This is a genomic window from Arthrobacter sp. UNC362MFTsu5.1, assembly GCF_000685965.1.
Classification (GTDB): Bacteria; Actinomycetota; Actinomycetes; order Actinomycetales; family Micrococcaceae; genus Arthrobacter.
The window spans coordinates 57,340-74,867 of sequence record NZ_JMLE01000003.1 but is presented as its reverse complement, the minus strand read 5'-3'; the positions used below and the strand labels follow the sequence as shown (position 1 = coordinate 74,867).

14 protein-coding genes and 2 pseudogenes are annotated in these 17,528 nt (G+C 61.4%); 7 read left to right on the top strand and 9 right to left on the bottom strand.

Going from position 1 to position 17,528, the window contains the following annotated elements:
* The first annotated feature begins 19 nt into the window (after window positions 1-19).
* The 3 genes from BS38_RS0104655 to BS38_RS26640 all read left to right on the top strand — a co-directional run bounded on the left by BS38_RS0104655 (window position 20) and on the right by BS38_RS26640 (window position 3,830).
* On the top strand, window positions 20-778 hold the full coding sequence (locus tag BS38_RS0104655) for a hypothetical protein (RefSeq protein WP_156037065.1): 759 nt from the start codon (window positions 20-22) through the stop codon (window positions 776-778).
* A 516-nt stretch (window positions 779-1,294) separates the two neighbouring features.
* Entirely contained in the window at window positions 1,295-2,506 is a 1,212-nt protein-coding gene (locus BS38_RS27020; protein WP_156037064.1) for a phosphoribosyltransferase-like protein, read from the top strand.
* 253 nt (window positions 2,507-2,759) lie between these two features.
* The gene (locus BS38_RS26640; protein ID WP_331280044.1) at window positions 2,760-3,830 is read left to right on the top strand and encodes a reverse transcriptase family protein; all 1,071 of its coding nucleotides are present in this window, start codon (window positions 2,760-2,762) and stop codon (window positions 3,828-3,830) included.
* Window positions 3,831-3,843: 13 nt separating this feature from the next.
* Here the strand turns inward: BS38_RS26640 and BS38_RS0104650 are convergent.
* From BS38_RS0104650 to BS38_RS26400, 7 genes and pseudogenes are all read right to left on the bottom strand, one after another.
* Window positions 3,844-4,452, bottom strand: a pseudogene (locus BS38_RS0104650) (ABC transporter ATP-binding protein); the annotation flags it as partial.
* Window positions 4,453-4,478: 26 nt separating this feature from the next.
* Window positions 4,479-5,215 (bottom strand): annotated as a pseudogene (locus tag BS38_RS24390) (GntR family transcriptional regulator).
* Window positions 5,216-5,294: 79 nt separating this feature from the next.
* On the bottom strand, window positions 5,295-6,302 hold the full coding sequence (locus BS38_RS0104640; RefSeq protein WP_081818812.1) for an ABC transporter permease: 1,008 nt from the start codon (window positions 6,300-6,302) through the stop codon (window positions 5,295-5,297).
* Window positions 6,299-7,828 (bottom strand): sugar ABC transporter ATP-binding protein, encoded by a 1,530-nt coding sequence (locus tag BS38_RS24385; RefSeq protein WP_043437748.1) that lies wholly within the window; start codon window positions 7,826-7,828, stop codon window positions 6,299-6,301. Before BS38_RS24385 ends, BS38_RS0104640 begins: the two co-directional genes overlap by 4 nt.
* 5 nt (window positions 7,829-7,833) lie before the next feature.
* The gene (locus BS38_RS0104630) at window positions 7,834-8,832 is read right to left on the bottom strand and encodes a sugar ABC transporter substrate-binding protein (protein WP_028269731.1); all 999 of its coding nucleotides are present in this window, start codon (window positions 8,830-8,832) and stop codon (window positions 7,834-7,836) included.
* A 361-nt stretch (window positions 8,833-9,193) separates the two neighbouring features.
* Window positions 9,194-9,499, bottom strand: a complete 306-nt coding sequence (locus tag BS38_RS0104620) for a hypothetical protein (RefSeq protein WP_028269729.1) — start codon at window positions 9,497-9,499, stop codon at window positions 9,194-9,196.
* 103 nt (window positions 9,500-9,602) lie between these two features.
* On the bottom strand, window positions 9,603-10,016 hold the full coding sequence (locus BS38_RS26400; RefSeq protein WP_051628725.1) for a MarR family winged helix-turn-helix transcriptional regulator: 414 nt from the start codon (window positions 10,014-10,016) through the stop codon (window positions 9,603-9,605).
* Window positions 10,017-10,361: 345 nt separating this feature from the next.
* Here BS38_RS26400 and BS38_RS0104610 point away from each other — a divergent pair, with 345 nt between their 5' ends.
* Complete coding sequence (locus BS38_RS0104610; RefSeq protein ID WP_028269728.1) at window positions 10,362-11,621, top strand: prolyl oligopeptidase family serine peptidase; 1,260 nt, start codon at window positions 10,362-10,364, stop codon at window positions 11,619-11,621.
* 88 nt (window positions 11,622-11,709) lie between these two features.
* Here BS38_RS0104610 and BS38_RS0104605 read toward each other — a convergent pair whose 3' ends face one another.
* Window positions 11,710-12,489 carry an SDR family NAD(P)-dependent oxidoreductase gene (locus BS38_RS0104605; RefSeq protein WP_028269727.1) on the bottom strand — a complete coding sequence of 260 codons (780 nt, stop codon included), beginning with the start codon at window positions 12,487-12,489 and terminating at the stop codon, window positions 11,710-11,712.
* Window positions 12,490-12,572: 83 nt separating this feature from the next.
* Here BS38_RS0104605 and BS38_RS0104600 point away from each other — a divergent pair, with 83 nt between their 5' ends.
* A complete protein-coding gene (locus tag BS38_RS0104600) occupies window positions 12,573-13,190 on the top strand; it encodes a TetR/AcrR family transcriptional regulator (RefSeq protein ID WP_028269726.1) in 618 nt (205 codons plus the stop codon).
* Between the two features lie 63 nt (window positions 13,191-13,253).
* Here BS38_RS0104600 and BS38_RS0104595 read toward each other — a convergent pair whose 3' ends face one another.
* A complete protein-coding gene (locus tag BS38_RS0104595; RefSeq protein WP_028269725.1) occupies window positions 13,254-14,837 on the bottom strand; it encodes an amino acid permease in 1,584 nt (527 codons plus the stop codon).
* A 497-nt stretch (window positions 14,838-15,334) separates the two neighbouring features.
* On the opposite strand from BS38_RS0104595, the gene BS38_RS0104590 reads away from it, so the two are divergent.
* Both BS38_RS0104590 and BS38_RS0104585 read left to right on the top strand, forming a co-directional pair.
* On the top strand, window positions 15,335-16,738 hold the full coding sequence (locus BS38_RS0104590) for a DUF6421 family protein (RefSeq protein ID WP_028269724.1): 1,404 nt from the start codon (window positions 15,335-15,337) through the stop codon (window positions 16,736-16,738).
* Window positions 16,735-17,508: an SDR family NAD(P)-dependent oxidoreductase gene (locus BS38_RS0104585; protein WP_028269723.1), complete on the top strand. Its 774-nt coding sequence runs from the start codon at window positions 16,735-16,737 to the stop codon at window positions 17,506-17,508. The genes BS38_RS0104590 and BS38_RS0104585 overlap by 4 nt, the downstream gene beginning before the upstream one ends.
* Window positions 17,509-17,528 lie beyond the last annotated feature (20 nt).

Here is a 17,528-nt window from a genome sequence, read left to right as displayed (position 1 = left end):
GAGAAGGAAGGTCATGGGCATGAAGTGGCATCTCATTAAATACATGGCCGATCCCCGACGTCGCGAACCCCGAAACGTGGGGCTTGCGCTTGAAACGTCCAACGGCTGGCTGCTGAAATTTGTAGGCGAAGAAAAGCCCGGCCTAGTCAATGGTCAAAAGATTCGCAGCATCCACCTCCAAAAGGACGTTTACACGTCTTGGGTGGAGTATTACCGCCGTAAAGCCGATTCCAATCGTTGGAGCGACGTCGAGCGCCTAAACGTCAGCAAACCCGGAAACTTCTTTACCGAGCTTGCGGGTGAGATATTTGAAACTGATGAAAGCGCCACCGTCATATTGCACCGCCTGTACTCAGAACTGGTGGAGGAACCTAAGCAGCTCAGCCCGTCTGAGAAATTTCACGCCAGAATACGGCAGGTATTCGAACTAGCGCAGATTGAACCTCAGGAACACGTTCGCGTACCCGCCAAGTGGACTGATACTGGGGAAAGGGTAGATGTTGAGTTCGATTTTGGCTATCAGAACGGCCAGCTGCACGTAATGGATGCCGTCAGCATCACACGGATGACTTCAGTGCTCGACTTCAAGGCTAGGTTAGACGCGGTCGAAAGAGCGGGGAAAATTCGAAGCTTCGTTGCATTCTGTTCCTACTCGCAGGTCGAAAACGCCGACCGACTTGAAGAATTGCTACGCCCGCTTGAAAAAGGCGCAAGGACTATAGACGTCGATGACACTCAGAATGCTGCCGACACCTTAGTTTCAATCATGCGACATTGATAACTTATTCATGGAACCTAGGCTTAAGCCGCCAGATTCTTTAGTGCGGATGCAACGGTCGCTGTGTTGCAAAGTGATCCACAAATCACTCCCTGACGGTGGCGACATCCTCGTTTATACGCCCTTGGATCACAGACAAGCCCTGAGCAGATTGAAGAACTTCCAGGCTTCAATCGACAGATCACGACGCCGAATCTCCTTCAGCAATATGGAGCCCCGATCTCCTAGACAGTAGGGCGGCAGTCCATACAGATTTTCCACGTCTCGCCGGTGCCCTAAGCAGAGAGAACGCCTCGAGAAACCGAAGTAATCAATCGGCAGTGCTACGCGAACACGGGGAACAACTGCAAGCCAGAACCAGAAACTAAGGCCACTGCGCATGACGTATACGAATCGGGATTAGGCCATATCGGCGCCGAGATTCTGTTGCTGTATAACTGCCCGCGACTCGTACGGTTCTCGTCTTCCACTGGTCGCCCAATTCATCTAGGGTAGCCATTACAGGAAGAAGGCAGCGTGCATTTGAAACCCTCAACGACAGTACTCGGCAAGCAATGGATTGAAACTTTTCCGACAGACGACCAAACGACGGCTGCACTTCTCATAGACAGTCTCGAGATTCACGACCACGTCGACATCCTCAGCTCCTTAGGCGAGCAGATACGCGCCATCGCTAACGACAATAGTGCTGTCCCCATTCTTCTCGTCCCAATTCGATCGATTGAGGATCTAGATGAACTGGACTCCGAAGAATCGGAGCATATTGCGTACCGAACATTCGATCCGGGTTCGATGTTTTCAGTGCTACCGGGGAGCGAAGCCGATGTAGGAAGCCTCATTAGAACACTTGTGACAACCAGCCCGCGAGTCTTCCTGTCACCCGAGCTCCCACTTGATGCACTGCGAGAATTGAAAGTTCGGACAATTTGCCTAATAACAGACTACAGCGGTAGCGGCAAGCAAGCCGCAAAGTACGTACAAACATTCAGAGCGAACCGCACAATTGCAAGCTGGATTTCGTTAGGACTACTACGACTTCACGTCCTAACATACGCCTCCAGCATAGGTGCAGCACACCGAGTCCGCGCCCAGGGAAACGTCGAGTTCAGCAGTAAGATTTTTGCAAAATCTGCCGACTCAGCAAATTGGAGCAAGAAAGAACGCGACAAAATCTTCAGACTTTGCATCGATTATGCAGATCCGAATGACAATAACTCACCTTTAGGATATAAGAACAGTTTCGGGCTATACCTGACGAACTGGAGAGTCCCAAATAATCTCCCACAAATCCTCATTCGAAAAAATGGTCAACCCCCGGGAATCTTCGCAGATAGAGAATTTCCGCATGACCTTCGTAGTGATTTACCCGTCTACAGGCCACAACCCTCCCTGGTAACAACTTTGCGAAACCTGGGCGCGGACGATCTGGCCACTCAACTCGGACAGAAGACGCGACCGGTTAAAGGGCTTAGGGCTCTAGCCGCACTTTATCTACTCGAGTACGGAATGTCGGAGGATCAGGTCTTCGCCATGCTGGGGCTCGATCCCGAAGGCATAGCGCAACTGCGTAGTACACTCATAGCCCTCGACTGCATCACTCTAGACAACAAATTAACTAAAAGAGGCCGGAATGAGCTGCGTCGAGCTCAACATCGGGGCGTGGCAAAGCCCAAATACAAACACGAACCTCATCCTCCTGTATGGTACAAACCGACCCAGCTGAGGTGACGCTCGTGAAACTCCTAGTGATGAAGCCTGTCAAATGGACAGGCTCGGGCACCCTGTGTGCCAGGTTGCAGCACTCTGCAATCGTTGGACAAACCATCGATTCGGAGGCGATGGTTCGGTTTCCCTCCTCGAAGTCTCGACGAGGAAAACCGAACCACCCCTCCGGGGAGGTTCAAAGTAGGTGAGTAGGGGGAATCACCTCAGTTGGGCCCAAGTCTCCGAGGGCGGACTCCAAGTGGATCTGGCCAATGCAATGATGAGTCGCCGGGAGAATCTGCGACGAACCGGCGCCCCGGTAGTTTATTCTCTAAAGCACTTAGCAACCACTACGGGTGTTGACTATGGGTATCTTCGTGGTGTCATTCGAAATAACGCTCACGCCTATAGGGCAATGCGCATTCCCAAGAACACAGGCGGGTTTAGGGACCTACTTTCACCGCATGAATCGCTAATGCACGTTCAACGCTGGATTCTCCACGAGATCCTGGTTCACGTGCAGCGTCATGTGAATAACTTTGCATACTTTCGTAAGGTGACGGCTAGAGAATGTGCCGAGCGTCACGCAGGAGCTGCTTGGATGATAAAGGCGGACATCCACAACTATTTTCCGACTATTTCCGAGAAGGACGTCTATCGCGTATTTCTTAGCCTCGGATACTCGTCCCTGCTGTCATTTGAGCTCGCCCGTCTCTGCACATGGCGCGGGCCCGCCCAAGTCGACGGGACATACGAGCCTAAAGAGCAGCAGGGGAACTCTTTGACGACACCATATCGACGAGTTGGATTAGGTCACTTACCACAAGGATCTCCAACGAGCGGTGCTCTAGCCAACGCCTGCACTCTCGGACTTGACGATGCTCTCTCCGACTTTGCAGCAAGTAATTACTTGATCTACACCCGATACTCCGACGACATGACGTTTTCCAGCCCAGGAAGTCTCGATCGTGAGCGTGCCCGCCAGTTTATCAAGGAAATCCGCAAAATTGTTACTGCCTCGGGACTCGCGCTACATGCTCAGAAGACAAAGATCATTCCTCCTGGATCACGAAAAATCGTCCTAGGGATGCTGATATCAGACGATGGTGTCGGAATCCTTCCTGAGCACCGACGAATGGTCGATCTGTACATCCACGCAGTATCCAAGTACGGCCCCGTGGACTACTCAGTGAAGCGACGATTTGATTCGGTCCTCTCATTCATAAACCATGTTGAGGGCTGGCTGGCATACCTGTCTCATATTGATCGGCCATGGACGAAACTCCGCAGCGAGGCCTGGAATGCTGCCTTATTGAAACACGGTGTTTTGACCAGAACGCTGGGTTAGTTCGCATCGAACTTTAAGCCTCCGCCACAGAAGCCGCGAACTGCGCGGCATACAGCGCCGAGTAATCCCCGCCCGCAGCCAACAAGGACGTATGTGTCCCCTGCCCCACAATCTGCCCCGCCTCCATCACCAGGATGAGGTCGGCGTCGCGGACCGTGGACAGGCGGTACGCGATCACAAAGCTCGTCTGGTCGGACCCCAAAGCGCTCATCGCCTTCTGCACCAGTACCTCGGTGCGGGTATCCACTGAAGAAGTCGCCTCGTCCAAGATCAGCACCGATGGCCGAGCCAGGAAAGCCCGGGCAATCGTCAGCAACTGCTTCTCACCAGCCGAAACGTTAGAACCCTCGGCCTCCAGCACCGTGTCGTACCCCTCGGGCAGCGACCGCACGAACCGGTCCACATACGTCGCCCGCGCCGCCTCCAGGATCTCCGCCTCGGTCGCATCGGGCCGGCTGTACGCGATGTTGTCCCGGATCGTCCCGCCGAACAGCCACGTATCCTGCAGCACCATGCCCATCCGCGAGCGCAGCTCGCGCCGAGAAACCGAGGTGACATCCACGCCGTCGAGCGTTATCCGCCCCGCATCAATCTCGTAGAACCGCATCATCAGGTTCACCAGCGCCGCCCCTCAGGACGGATAGTTAATCACCGCTGAACAAGCGTCACGTCGAAGGTGTACGAGTCGGCCCGGTAGAGATGCCGGCCGGTTTCGATGGCGCGGCCGTTGTCGTCGGACGCTGTGCGCTGCATGGTGACGAGGGCGCTGCCCGGGGTGACACCCAGGAGCCCGGCCTGCCGCGCGTCCGATGTGGTGGCGCCGATGCTCTGGCTCGCGACCCGCAGATTGATGCCGGCCCCGCGCAGGAGTCCGTACAGCCATTCACCTCGAGGAGCGCCGGGGTGATGCAGGGGATGGTGCCAGCGATCCAGTTCTCCATCAGGGAAAGCGGCTCCCCGCCAACGGAGCGGAGCCTGATGACGTGGTAGACGGAGGACCGGGGCGGAAGCTGGAGGGTTTCCTGGATCTGTGGTGCGGCCGGCCCGTGCGAGAAGGAGATGACTTCCGTCGCCGGTGTGCGCCCGCTGCCCGTGAGGTCGTCAAAAAGGCTCGTGAGATCAATGGCGCGGCGGATGGGACCGGCAACCACCTGCGTTCCTACGCCTCGTTTGCGGACCAGCAGTCCCTGGCGGACAAGCTCGTCCATGGCCTGGCGCATGGTGGGCCGGGAAAGCCGCAGCGTTGCGGCGAGGGCGAGTTCGCTCTCCAGCCGCTGACCCCGGGCCAGGCGCCCGTCGTGGATGGCGGCTTCTATGCCCGATGCCACCTGCCGGTAGAGCGGGACGGGCGAATTGCGGTCGACACGCAGGTCCAGGGACGGCATGGGGTGGCTCCTTGGTCCAGCGTTCCGGTGGTTGGGAGAGGTGGTGCCGGCGGCCGTGTTGCCGCCGGCACCAGCGTGTTTAGTTCCGTTTGTTGAAGATAACGTCGACGGCGACCGCAAGGATGATGACTGCGCCCTTGACCATGCCCTGCCAGTAGGCAGCGACCCCGAGGAGCACAAGGCCGCTGGACAGTGACGCGAGAATGAGGACTCCGACGATGGTCCGCGGGACGGATCCAAAGCCACCGCTGAGCCGGGTGCCGCCAATGATAACCGCGGCGATCGCATCCAGTTCGGCTCCCGGGAGGGCCACCGGGGAGGCAGTCTGGAGCCGGGCGGTCAGGAGGATGCCGGCGATGCCGGCGCACAGGGCGCAGACAATGTAGGCGATGGTCAGGACCTTGTTGACCTTGATGCCCGCCAGCCGGCTGGCCTCGAAGTTTCCGCCCACTGCGTAGATGTGGCGTCCGAAGCGCGTGTGGGCGAGGACGATGTGGGCTGCGATGGCGATGCCGATGAACCAGAACACGATGCTGGAAACGCCCATGATCTTCAGCGACGTCAAGCCGGTGAGCCAGCCCGGAAGCTTGCTGACGGAGCCGCCGTCGTTGATCAGCAGTGCCACGGACGTCAGGATCGTGTACATGCCCAGGGTGACGACGAACGGGTTGACCTTGGCCCTGGAGATCAGGGTTCCGCTGACCAGTCCAACAATGATGGAGGACAGTACGGCCAGGGCGATGGCCGGGAACATCCCGAGGGGACTCACCAGACCAACCACCATTCCGGCGACGACGGCGGTGCGGGCGACGGCGAGGTCGAACCCGCCGGTGAGCATCACCACGGTCTGGCCGATGGCCAGGATGCCGATCACGGACGCGCTGAGGAGGATGTTGCGGATGTTGCCCTCGGACAGGAACTCCGGACGGACCGCCGCAAAGACCAGCAGCAGGACGCCGAAGAAAATAATGAGGCCGTTGCGGCGAAGAACGGGACGAATCTGCTTGGTCCAGTTAGGCCGGGAGGACGACTTTGGCAGCTGCGCCCCGGTTGGTGTGGCAGCGGGTGCCGTGGATTGGATGGTCATTGCTTTGCTCCCTGCTTGAGGTGTTCTTCGGCCGCCATGCGGGCCCGGAGAACGGCTTCTTCCGTGGCGTCCTTGCCACTCATTTCCGCCACGACGCGGCCTTCGTCAAAGACGAGGACCCGGTGGCTCATGCCCTGCAGCTCGGCCTGATCCGCCGAGACGATGATGACGGCCATGCCCGTTGCGGTCAGCTCCACGATCTGGTCGTAGATTTCCCGGCGTGCACCGACGTCGACGCCGAGCGTGGGCTCGTCCAGGATCAGCAGCTTCGGGGAGATGGCTGCCCAGCGGGCCAGGAGGGCCTTTTGCTGGTTGCCGCCGCTGAGGGTGACGATCTCCTGGTTGGGGCTGGCCGACCGTACGTCGAATTTGCGGATCAGGTCCAAGCCGATCTTCTTCTCCGCCCGGGGGTTGATGATCCCCAGACGGCCCAGGCCGTGGGCCTTGACCAGCGTGGCGTTCCGCCAGACAGACAGGGACGGGATCAGTCCGTCCGTTTTGCGGTCTCCGGACACGTACCCGATCCCGGCCGCCGTCGCGAGGTCGGGCCGCCCGTGCGGGAGCGCCTTGCCCTTCAGCGTCATGGTTCCGCGGCCGTTGTCCGCACCGAAGATGATGCGTGCAATGTTCCGCTGGCCCGCGCCGATGGCGCCGGTAATGCCGAGGATTTCACCGGCGTGGACGGTGAAGCTGACATCGCGGGCCCGCTTCCCGGACACACCCCTAACTTCCAGGACCGGCTCGGGACGGACTTCCGGCAGCTCGGGGAACAGGTCAGTGATCTGGCGGCCCACCAGCAGCGGGATGATTTCATCCGGCACGGAGTGTTCCTTGTCCAGTTCACCGGCGTAGGACCCGTCACGCAGCACCACCACGCGGTCACAGATCCGGGGGATTTCATCAAGCCGGTGGCTCACATAAAGCACGGGGATCCCCTGGGCTTTGAGCTTGCGGATGACGTCGAACAGTTCGTCCACTTCGTCCGGGTTCAGGGCCGCCGTGGGCTCATCCAGGATGATCAAGGTTCCCGCCTCGCTGGAGGCCTTGAGGATCTCGACCCGCTGGCGCTGGGCAACGGTGAGGTCGCCGGCCAGGGTTTTGAGGGGCAGCTCGATGCCGGAGCGGTCCACGAGTTCCTGGGCCCGGCGCAGGGTTTCGCGCTTGCGGATCCAGAAGTTCGCGCCCTTGGTGCCGGGTTCCTTGCCCAGCACCAGGTTCTCGGCGACGGTGAGGTTGTCCGCCAGCATGGAGTGCTGGTGAACGGTGGCGATGCCGGCGGCGAGGGCCTCGGAGGGTTCCTTGAAGTGGGTGTCCGTGCCGTTGATGACGATGGTGCCGCCGTCGGGCCGGTAGACGCCGGAGAGAACCTTGATCAGAGTCGATTTGCCTGCGCCGTTTTCGCCGAGCAGGCCGACTACTTCACCGGCGTACAGGTCAAGATCGATTCCCTTGAGGGCCGGCACGCCGGCGAAGAGCTTACGGATGCCCTTCGCCGACACACGGGGTGTTTCTGTTGTGGCAGGCACGGGTGTCACCACTCGCCCGGGTACTGGCCGACGTTTTCCTTCGTCACCTTGACGGCGGAAACCTCAACGGTGGGGCGGTCGCCAAGCGTCGCCGTCGTGACCTGTTCCTTGCGGAGGATCTTCACCAGCGTTTCGACGGCGGCAGTGGCGTCCTGCTTCGCGGACACCCAGACGGTTCCGTACAGTTCACCGGACTGCACTGCCGCGGTGCCTTCGATGCTTCCCCCGATGCCGATCACCTTGATGCCGTCCTGGCGGCCCTGCTCCTTGATGACTCGGGCGGCGGCGACGGCCTCCGGGTCAGTCTGGGCCAGCATGATGTCCACCTTGGGGTGCTTCTGCAGGAGGGTCTGGGTGACCTCGACCGCTTTGGTGGGGTCGAAGTCGTTGGACTGCTTGTCGATGATCTTGACGTTGGCTGCCCCCTTGATGCCTTCCATGAGGCCCGCCGACCGTTCGATCTGCGGGGTGGACCCCAGAGTTCCTTCCTGCAGCACTACCTGGCAGGGGTTGATGTCCTTGCAGGCCTGGACCACCAGTTCGCCCTGCATCTTGCCGATGGCGACGTCGTTGAAGCCGACGTGGACGCGGGGGTTGGCGCCCTCCAGCCCGCCGTACGGAACTTCCAGGGTGCGGTTGCCGGTGATCAGGACGGCGTCGGCGTCGGAGGCCGCCTGGGCCACCGAGGCGTTGGCCTTGGGGTCCACGGAAGCGATGATGATGCCCTTCGCGCCGCCGACGAGCAGGCTGTTGACCTGGTCGTTCTGGGTGTTGGCGTCACCCTTCGCGTCGGAGAAGGAGGCTTCCACCCCGAGCTTCGCGGCGGCGTCGCGGGCTGCGTTCTGCCATCCCGTCCAGAAGGTCTGGTTGCCGGCCGGGAGGGCAATGCCGATCTTTTCCTTGCCCGCGCTGCCCGATTCCGTGCCGGCCCCTGCTGCCGAGCAACCGGCGAGTGCGAGGGCGGCCACGGCGCTGATGGCGGCGGTCTTGGCGAGTTTGTTCATGTGCTTCTCCTGAAAGTTCTTCGTTGGACTGATGCAGGTGGAGTGACCAGAAATCCCTCATGTTCTGACGTACATATGTCAATACAAACTAGGGCTGAGGAAAACTGTAGCGCTCCAATGACGCAGGTCACAAGCGTTTTGGACAAAAAATTGTTGCGCTACAATTTTGGGCGCTCTGATGTCGTCGCGGTCGTTGGAACCGGCCAGGGCCCCGCGGCTGGCCCCGTCAAGGGCCTGGGCGGCGTCGGGCAGCAAGCGCCCGCTTGGCGGGAGCGCATCTCAGCAGAAAGTCCCCGGCAGCGGCGCTCGAAGCTGAACGGATTTTAGTAGCTGCCCCCGAAACGGAAGGGCTACGGTTCGCTCAGTTCGTCGGCTTGGCGTTTCCACCGATTCTGTATCCGGCCCAGAACGCCAGGACGAGCAGTCCGGTGACTGCGACCGCCAAGCCGATCTGCGTCCCTTGACTGACGAACGCGATGCCGTTCCCGGTGAAGACCTCGTTGCTCAGCGGAGCGTAGGCGAACCAGCCGAAAGTGGCATTGGCGTTGTTCCATGCCACGAAGCAACCCACCAGCACCGCAATAAGCCCCACCACGGGCAGGATGGCAGCAGAGATTCGGGCCGGCTTCGGTATTCCATGGTCCCCGGATGCGTTGTTTTCCCCCATGCAGGCGAGTCTAGCGGGGCTTCTTCCTGCCGCCTGGGCCTGGAGGGACGACGGCGGGACCTCCCGCCGTCGTCGGCTTGCGTTTAGTGGTGCATGCTGCGATTCAGAGGTTCGCCTCGTTCTCGAGCGGCTGCAGCTCCCGGGCTTTTTCGAGCATGCGCCGCAGTAAGAGATTGAGTTGCTCGACCTCGCCGCTGGAGAGATCGGCCAGAATGATCTCTTGTCCGCGCATTGAGATGGGAAGCATGGCGTCGTGCATCTCCGCGCCCGCTTGAGTCAGGTACATGGGCCGTGAGCCGCGCGGCCCGTCGATCAGCAGCAACAGCTGACGTTCGAGCAAGGTGTTGACGCTCTTAGAAACGACGGCCTTGTTGAGTCCGAGAAATTCAGTAACCTCTGTTGCTGATGCGCCGGGGCGACTGGCCAGGGCCGAGATGACTCGCCAATCATTTGTACCCAGCTGGAATTGTCGCCGGAGCTCCTGCGACTCTCGCCAAACAAGAGCGTTGGACAGCAACGCCAGAAGTCTTGGCGTGAAGTTCTCCGGGTCTATGGACCCGGTTAGCGGTTCCCTGACAGCCCCAGGTGGAGTGAGCGGACTCGGCCGGTCGTGCTTCTCGATGGTTTTCCCCTCTTGCTGATAGCGGAGTTCAGGTCTCGCTGATTCCTATGCGAAGGAGTTTCCATTGTCACCCGGCTTGCCCCGTTACGGGCACGCAACCGAGAAGTTTATGAGCAAACTTGTTTACAGCTAAACAACCCGGTGTTAGTCTCGTCACCTCGAGGCCGTGGGGCGGCCTTGCCCCACGATTCTCGAATCCACCAGATCTACCCATGCCGCATCCGAACAAAGGAGTTCCCATTGATCACCCCTATGTCCCGCCGCACGTTTCTGGCCGCTGGCACCGCCGTCGCGGTCGCCGGCCTCGCTCCGACCGCGGCCTTCGCCGCCGGTGAAGCCAACAGCCCGTCCGCTGGCACCGTGCCCTTCACCCTTCACGCGGACGTGCTCGACAGCGGGGAGCAGGTCACCTCGGTGACCATCGACGCCTCCCGACAGGGCGGCGTGAAGGAGGGCGATCTGCCCACCACCGCATTCAACGTCCACGCTCGCGGCACCAACCCCCTGACTGGAACCTTGGCGTACGACATGGACCGGACCGTGACCGCGGCGCGGGCTGACAACCGTGGTCGCATTGTCCTCGAACTCGAGCACGGCGAGGGCGTCCTGGGCGGCGCCACCCTGGGTTACATAGGGAGCGCCGGCCGCAACGTCATGCTTGACCTCGAATACACCATCACGCAGGTCGAGCCACTCCCCCAGCACGGAAGGGCCGCGCCTCAGATCAAGTCCTTCACGCAGGGCGCCCTCATCGACCCCGAAGTGGATGCCTTCTCCCACCACGTGGCGGCCTCCGGCCTCAACTATCGCCTGTTCACTCCCCCGGAGCGGGGCCGCTCCCAGAAGCGTCCACTCATTGTGTGGTTGCACGGCGGCGGCGAAGGCGGACTGCTGACCGGCGGATACAACTACTACGACAACCAAACCCCGCTCCGGGCCAATCGCGGCGCGCTCGGATTCACGACCGACGAAGCACAGGATCTCTTCGGCGGCGCCTACGTGGTCGCCCCGCAGTGCCCCGCCTACTGGCTGGCGGATGGACCCCGCTACGCACCTCTTATCTCGGCGGTGATCGAGGAAGTATGCGCGGCCCACTCGGTGGACCGCGACCGCATCCACGTGGTGGGTTGCAGCAACGGCGGCTACATGACACTGAAGATGGTGGTCGAGAACCCGAGCGCCTTCGCCTCCGCGGTGCCAATCTGTTCCGTTGTCGGCCCGTTCAACTCCAACGGCCCCCTGGTGCCCGACGCGCAGCTTGCCGCGATCGATACCCCTACTTGGCTGATCACCTCCGCCGACGACACAACCGTCGACCCGCAGGCCAATACCGTGCATGCCCATGAGCTGATCCCCGGGTCGATCATGAGCCTGTACCAGAACGTCACTTGGGACGGGTACAACTTCCCCGGGCACTGGTCGTGGATCTACCCCGCCCGCAACGACCCGTCGCACCAAGGTGTCAGCCTGTGGAAGTGGATGGCCGAACAGCAGCGCTGAGAACCCTCAGCACGAATTCAGGGCCAGAAGATGAGCGGACGACGGCGGGATGTCCCGCCGTCGTCCGCTTGAGTTTGCGTGAGGTGCTTTACAGCGCCGACCAGCCGCCGTCAGACGCGAGGATGGCGCCGTTCACGTTGGTGCCGTCGTCACTGAGGAGGAAAGTGATGGAGGCGGCGAGCTGCGCCGCGGTGGCGGGCGTGGGGACGGTGGCCTGCATCAGCGGGCCGAGGCGTTCGGCCGCGAGCTGGGATCCCCAGTTCGCCACGATGTTGGTGATGGTGGGGCCGGGGGCCACGGCGTTGAAGCGCAGGCCTTTGGGCCCGTACATCACGGCGGAGTTCTTGGTCAGGCCTACGACGGCGTGCTTGGACGCGGTGTACGCGGCGCCGGCAGCGGACCCGCGCAGCCCGGCTTCGGAGGCGACGTTGACCACGGAGCCGGTGCCGGCGTCGAGCATCAGCGGCACCACGGCGCGGGTGAGGCGCATGAGGGCGGTGACGTTGATCCGGAAGACGCGGTCCCAGAGGTCGTCGTCGATTTCGTGGATGGGGGCGAAGTTGTCCATGATGCCGGCGACGTTCGCCAGGGCGTCGACGCGTCCCCCTGCGGCAGCGACGACGGCGGCCACCGTCTCTTCGGTGGAGATGTCGCCGGCCACGGGGACAAGGTCCAGTCCTTTGTTTTCTTCCACCAGGGCGTCCAGGCGTTCCTTGCTGATGTCGGCGGCGATGACGCGGCCGCCTTCCTTGGCGATGCGCAGGGCGGTGGCCTGGCCGATGCCGGAGGCAGCGCCGGTGACAATGATGATTTTGCCGGCGAACCGGCCGCCGGTGGTGGTCTCCTGCCACGTAGCTTCGTTGCCCATGATGTCCTTCCAGATGTTGCTTGTTGAGGTGGAATCCACCTTATGACACTCTGTGTCATTACGTAAGGGTGAATACTGGTGGGATGCCTTCGGATGATGTGAAGACCGCCGTTCCTCGCTCCACCGGTCGCCCCGTAACGATTGATCCCGACGCCGTCGCCGCGATCGCGCTGCGGCTGTTCGCCGAGCGCGGCTACGAGCAGACCTCCATGGAGGACATCGCTCGCGAGGCCGGAATCGGACGCAAGAGCCTGTACCGCTACTTCTCCAGCAAAGCCGAGCTCATCTGGGGCGGCATGGAGCCGGTGGTCGAGGTGTCGGGGCGGGTTCTGGATTCAGCCCGCACTGGGGGCGCGGCCGCGGGCGCCACTGGCGGCGACGTCCTGGCCGGGCTGCGCGAGGTGGCTGTCGCCGGGGTTGCCGTACTGCCAGACCTAGCGGTCACCCGCGGCCGGCTGCGGCTGATCGCTGAACATCCCGAACTGGCGAGCCGGAGCTACGAGTCCCTGGCGCCGCAGCGCGAGCGGGCTCGGGCATATCTGGTTTCGGCCGGTCTTGGCGAGGACGTTGCCGGGTATCTGTGCGCCGCGTTCATGGGCACCACGTTCGAGGCCTGGATGCAGTGGGCCGCGGGGACGGATCCGGATCCCGTGCCGTATTTGGTGGCCGCGGTTGGGGTGCTGCGGGTGCCGGGCTCATAATCCTTCCCGGCGAAGACGGGAGCCGGGTGCTGCTCTCACCCGGCTCCCCTCATTCTGGCCTCGTTAGTGGGTGGCGACCCTGGGTTCGTCCTCGACGTCCTTAGGCGCCGTGAGATCCATCTCGAGCAGCGGCACTACTTTGGACTTGGTGATGTAGCGGTGACCCAGCCACAGAACGATGAAGACTGGCAGCCCGATGTAGGAAGAAAGCACCTCCACGGACCGTCCGGCAAGCACAGCCTCGTAGTTCTGTCCCGCGATGACCAGTATGAGCAGGGCGAAGGCCAGCAGCGGGCCAATGGGGAACAGGGATGCCTTGTACGGCAGGTCACTGACTTTGTTTCCCTGGGCCAGGAAGCCGCGCCTGAAACGGTAGTGGGAGACCGCGATTCCCGCCCAGACGATGAAGCCGCATAGGCCCGACATGTTCAGCAGCCAGGAGTAGGCTGCACCCTGCCCGACGATCGCGGAGAGGAATCCGAAGAGTCCCACGGCCGCCGTCGCGAGCAACGCCGCGATCGGCACGCCACGCGTATTGGTTCGGCCGAAGATCTTCGGGGCCATGCCGTCATGGGCCATGGCGTAAAGCATCCGGGTGGAGGCATATAGTCCGGAGTTGCCCGCGGACAGGATTGCGGTCAGGATCACGGCGTTCATCAAGGCCGCCGCGAAGGCAATTCCGGCACGAGAGAAGACCAGGGTAAAGGGCGATGATGCAATATCGGACTCACCGGAGGCCAGCAGGCTCGGATCGGTGAACGGGATGAGGCAGCCGATGATAAAGATGGCGCCAATGTAGAAAAGCATGATGCGCCAGAAGACAGTGCGGATAGCTTTCGGCACCTCGCGGCGCGGGTCCTTCGCTTCGCCTGCGGCGACTCCTACGAGCTCGGTGCCCTGGAAGGAGAACCCGGCAACCATGAAGACCGAGATGATCGAGACCCAGCCCCCGTGGAACACGTCGTCGCGGTTTTCCCAGTTGCTCAGTCCCGGAGAGTTATCCCCGAGGATGCCGAAAATCATCAGCACGCCGGCGATCAGGAAGAGCACCACTGCGCTGACCTTGATCAGTGAGAGCCAGAACTCCGACTCACCAAAGGCCTTGGCCGAGAGGGCATTGAGCCCGGTCAGCACCAGCAGGAAGAACCCTGCCCACACCCACCCTGGAACCCCCGGGAACCAGAAGTCCATGATGATTCCGGCCGCGACCAGCTCTGCGGCCACCGTGATGGCCCAGTTGAACCAATAGTTCCAGCCGATCGCGAACCCAAAGGACGGGGAGACGAAACGGGTGGCAAAGGACTGGAACGAACCGGCAACCGGAATTTTGGCGGACATCTCGCCCAGTGACTGCATCAACAGGAATACCATCAGCCCGACCAGCGCGTAGCCGGCCAACGCCCCGCCGGGACCCGCTTGGGAAATGGTGCTGCCCGAGGCCACAAACAGCCCGGTACCGATCGCACCGCCGATGGCGATCATCTGCAGGTGGCGGTGGTTTAGCCCGCGCTTGAGTTCGTTGGTGGATTCGCCGGAACCGTGATCTGCCGCTATCGCAAGGGAAGACCCCTCTGTTCCATCGGGCTTGATTTCTTCTTCGAAATCAATAGCCCGATCACTTAATTGCGTTTGGGAGCCAAGTCCCATGGTGCCTCCGAAAAGGGTAGCTGCGGTGAATTTTGGGCCTTCCGAAGCCCTCGGGCCGGAAGGATGGTGATCAAGCTAACACAGGCAAAGGAGGCGCCATTTGGCGTCGCGAATGTTGCACGTCCGACGGGTCAAGTCCTTACGCATGGGCGGTGGCAACCCAATCTGAGCACAAGAGTTGCTGATTTGGCATCGCTCAGTGACTAAGCAGCCCTGATGATCTGGTATGGCGCGTCGATAAGCCGAGGACAGCCAATGCCACTGCTGGAACAAGTGGCCGGAGCGAACCTCCGCTCGCCCCTATATCGCTACCTCGCCATCGTGATGCGCGGTTTCTGGGATGCCGTAAAACAGCCCGAGCCAAAGGTTGGGCGGAGGCATAGCACTGAAGAACAATCGACAAGCAAAAGTATTTCTTATTCATACGGGAAGAATCCTTCACGGATGCTTACGCACTGCTAGCTTCTTCAGGAATCCCCTCAACGGAAGGAACGAGCATGTCTGTATTAGCAAACCCTGAAGTGACAACCATCCAGGCAGAAGACCTCAAGGCGCTCCCCGCATGGCAGGCCCTGAAGGCAGCCGTCGTCGGGCTGCAGCAAATTCAAGTGCAGGACGGTTCCGTTCCGGAATCCGCTGACCATGACCACGCCCGCCGGAATGTCTGCATCATCACGGACTCAATCAACGATCTGCGCCGCCACCTCCCCCACGATGCGGACTACCTTGAACTGCTCGTGCAGGACTTCCAGCGGTGGGCCTCCGAGGGCTTCGCCGTACCGGATTTCCTCGACTCATTGGTAGCCTTCCACCCCGAGCAGTGGCGAATCGACGGGCTGCCGCACCTGGTTCTGTTTCCCATGTACACGCAGAACGGCAGCACCAACCGCTACTTCGAGGCCGTCCTCATCGAGGTCATTTGGCCTTCATTCGTGGCTGACCTGGAGGCAACAAACTACTCCAACAAGCTGTTCGTCCCCATCAGCTTCATTGATTTCACGCCCGGCTACGACACGAACTCCGCAGTACTCTTCCCCGAGAGCGTAGCGGTCCGGAGCACCCCTTCCTTCACGTGGGGAGGTATCTTCGCGGACCGCGAAGCTGCCCGGTTCCGTCGCGTCCTCAAAGCGGCTGCCCACATCACTTCCCTGGACCTGCCGGCTGACGCCGCTGAACTGCTGGAGGACCAGCACCTCACGGAGAAGGCCTTCGTGATGTGGGATCTGATCCATGACCGGACCCACATGCGCGGAGACCTGCCCTTTGACCCGTTCATGATCAAACAGCGAATGCCCTATTTCCTGTACTCCCTGGAGGAGCTCCGCTGCGACCTGACCGCCTTCCGCGAATCAGTCCTCATCGAGCGGGACGAAACGGCATCCGAGGACGCCCGCAAGCACGCCAAGCTGGTCCAGTACGCCGTGATCTTCGACCGGGTTTTCCGCTTCGCGATTACCGGGAACCGGGTCCGTAACTACGACGCCGTGGGCGGCCAATTGCTGTTCGCATGGATGCACCAGCACCGGGTCCTGCACTGGACTGATGGAAAGTTGAGCATCGACTGGAAGGACGTCGCCGGCGTGGTCGTCGAGCTGGGTCTCCGCATCGAGGAACTCTACTGGCGTTCAATCGACCGGCCGAAGACCGCACACTGGCTGGCTGCCTACGAGCTCGTCGCCGAAACACTCACCCCCCACCCCGCCTCCGTGTGGGCCAAGGGACCGGAGGCCCTTAGGCTCGACGGCCCGCCCCGGGATCTGACGAACCAGATCCTTGATGACGAATTCCCCCTGTCGATGTTCTACGAAGCACTGGAGAAGAAGATGCGCCCTGTTATTGACTCAACTGCAGGAATCACGGGTAAGAGCCCTGTCAAGACTGAGGGCGAGGCGGGCGCATGAGCCAGGACCTCTCGGGGCGTACGGTCGTCGTCGCCGGTTCGACAAGCGCAGCCGGTGTCGCAGTAGTCCGCACCCTCTCGCAAGCCGGGGCACGCGTGGCCGCCGTAGACATTCTTGAGGACCGGGTGCAGGAGCTCGCGGGAGCGTACGACAACGTCACGGGCTATGTCTGCAACCTCGCGGACCTGCAAGCTGTTGAGGACCTGGCGGCGTCCGTCCGGACCGATCTGGGTCCCGTGGACGGCCTTATCCATCTTGTCGGAGGGTGGCGAGGCGGTACCGAAATTACAGACCAGACGGATGACGACTGGGAGTTCCTGCACACCAGCGTCCTTACCACGCTGAGGAACACCAGCCGCGCCTTTTACGACGATTTGGCTGCCTCCCCTGTAGGTCGCCTGGCCGTCGTTTCCGCACAGTCCGCCTCCTCGCCGACAGCGGGCGGCGCCGCCTATGCCGCCGTCAAGTCCGCCGCCGAGGCATGGACCCTGGCCGTGGCCGACGGATTCCGTCGGGTGCAGGGAGGAAACGAAAGCCCCCACTCCGCCCAGCACTCAGCCGCCTTGGTTTTCGTCGTCAAGGCTCTGGTCGATGACCGGGTGCGCGCAGCCCAGCCGGAACGGAAATTTCCGGGCTACACCGATGTCAGTGTCCTTGCCGACGCTGTCCAGCGGATCTTCGGCCTGGAGGCAGAACAGATCAACGGGCAGCGCTTGCCCCTCACAGCCGGCCACCTCACGGCCGGCCACCTCGCGGGTGCACCGGCATAACGCCAACCGGCTTAGGACTA

Bases quoted from the DNA above. Each gene is read 5' to 3' on its own strand.
- BS38_RS0104605 (WP_028269727.1), bottom strand. From the start codon at position 12,489: ATGGGCAACGAAGCTACGTGGCAGGAGACCACCACCGGCGGCCGGTTC.
- BS38_RS0104630 (WP_028269731.1), bottom strand. From the start codon at position 8,832: ATGAACAAACTCGCCAAGACCGCCGCCATCAGCGCCGTGGCCGCCCTC.
- BS38_RS0104600 (WP_028269726.1), top strand. From the start codon at position 12,573: ATGCCTTCGGATGATGTGAAGACCGCCGTTCCTCGCTCCACCGGTCGC.
- BS38_RS0104620 (WP_028269729.1), bottom strand. From the start codon at position 9,499: ATGGGGGAAAACAACGCATCCGGGGACCATGGAATACCGAAGCCGGCC.
- BS38_RS0104595 (WP_028269725.1), bottom strand. From the start codon at position 14,837: ATGGGACTTGGCTCCCAAACGCAATTAAGTGATCGGGCTATTGATTTC.
- BS38_RS26640 (WP_331280044.1), top strand. From the start codon at position 2,760: ATGATGAGTCGCCGGGAGAATCTGCGACGAACCGGCGCCCCGGTAGTT.
- BS38_RS0104655 (WP_156037065.1), top strand. From the start codon at position 20: ATGAAGTGGCATCTCATTAAATACATGGCCGATCCCCGACGTCGCGAA.
- BS38_RS0104640 (WP_081818812.1), bottom strand. From the start codon at position 6,302: ATGACCATCCAATCCACGGCACCCGCTGCCACACCAACCGGGGCGCAG.
- BS38_RS0104585 (WP_028269723.1), top strand. From the start codon at position 16,735: ATGAGCCAGGACCTCTCGGGGCGTACGGTCGTCGTCGCCGGTTCGACA.
- BS38_RS0104590 (WP_028269724.1), top strand. From the start codon at position 15,335: ATGTCTGTATTAGCAAACCCTGAAGTGACAACCATCCAGGCAGAAGAC.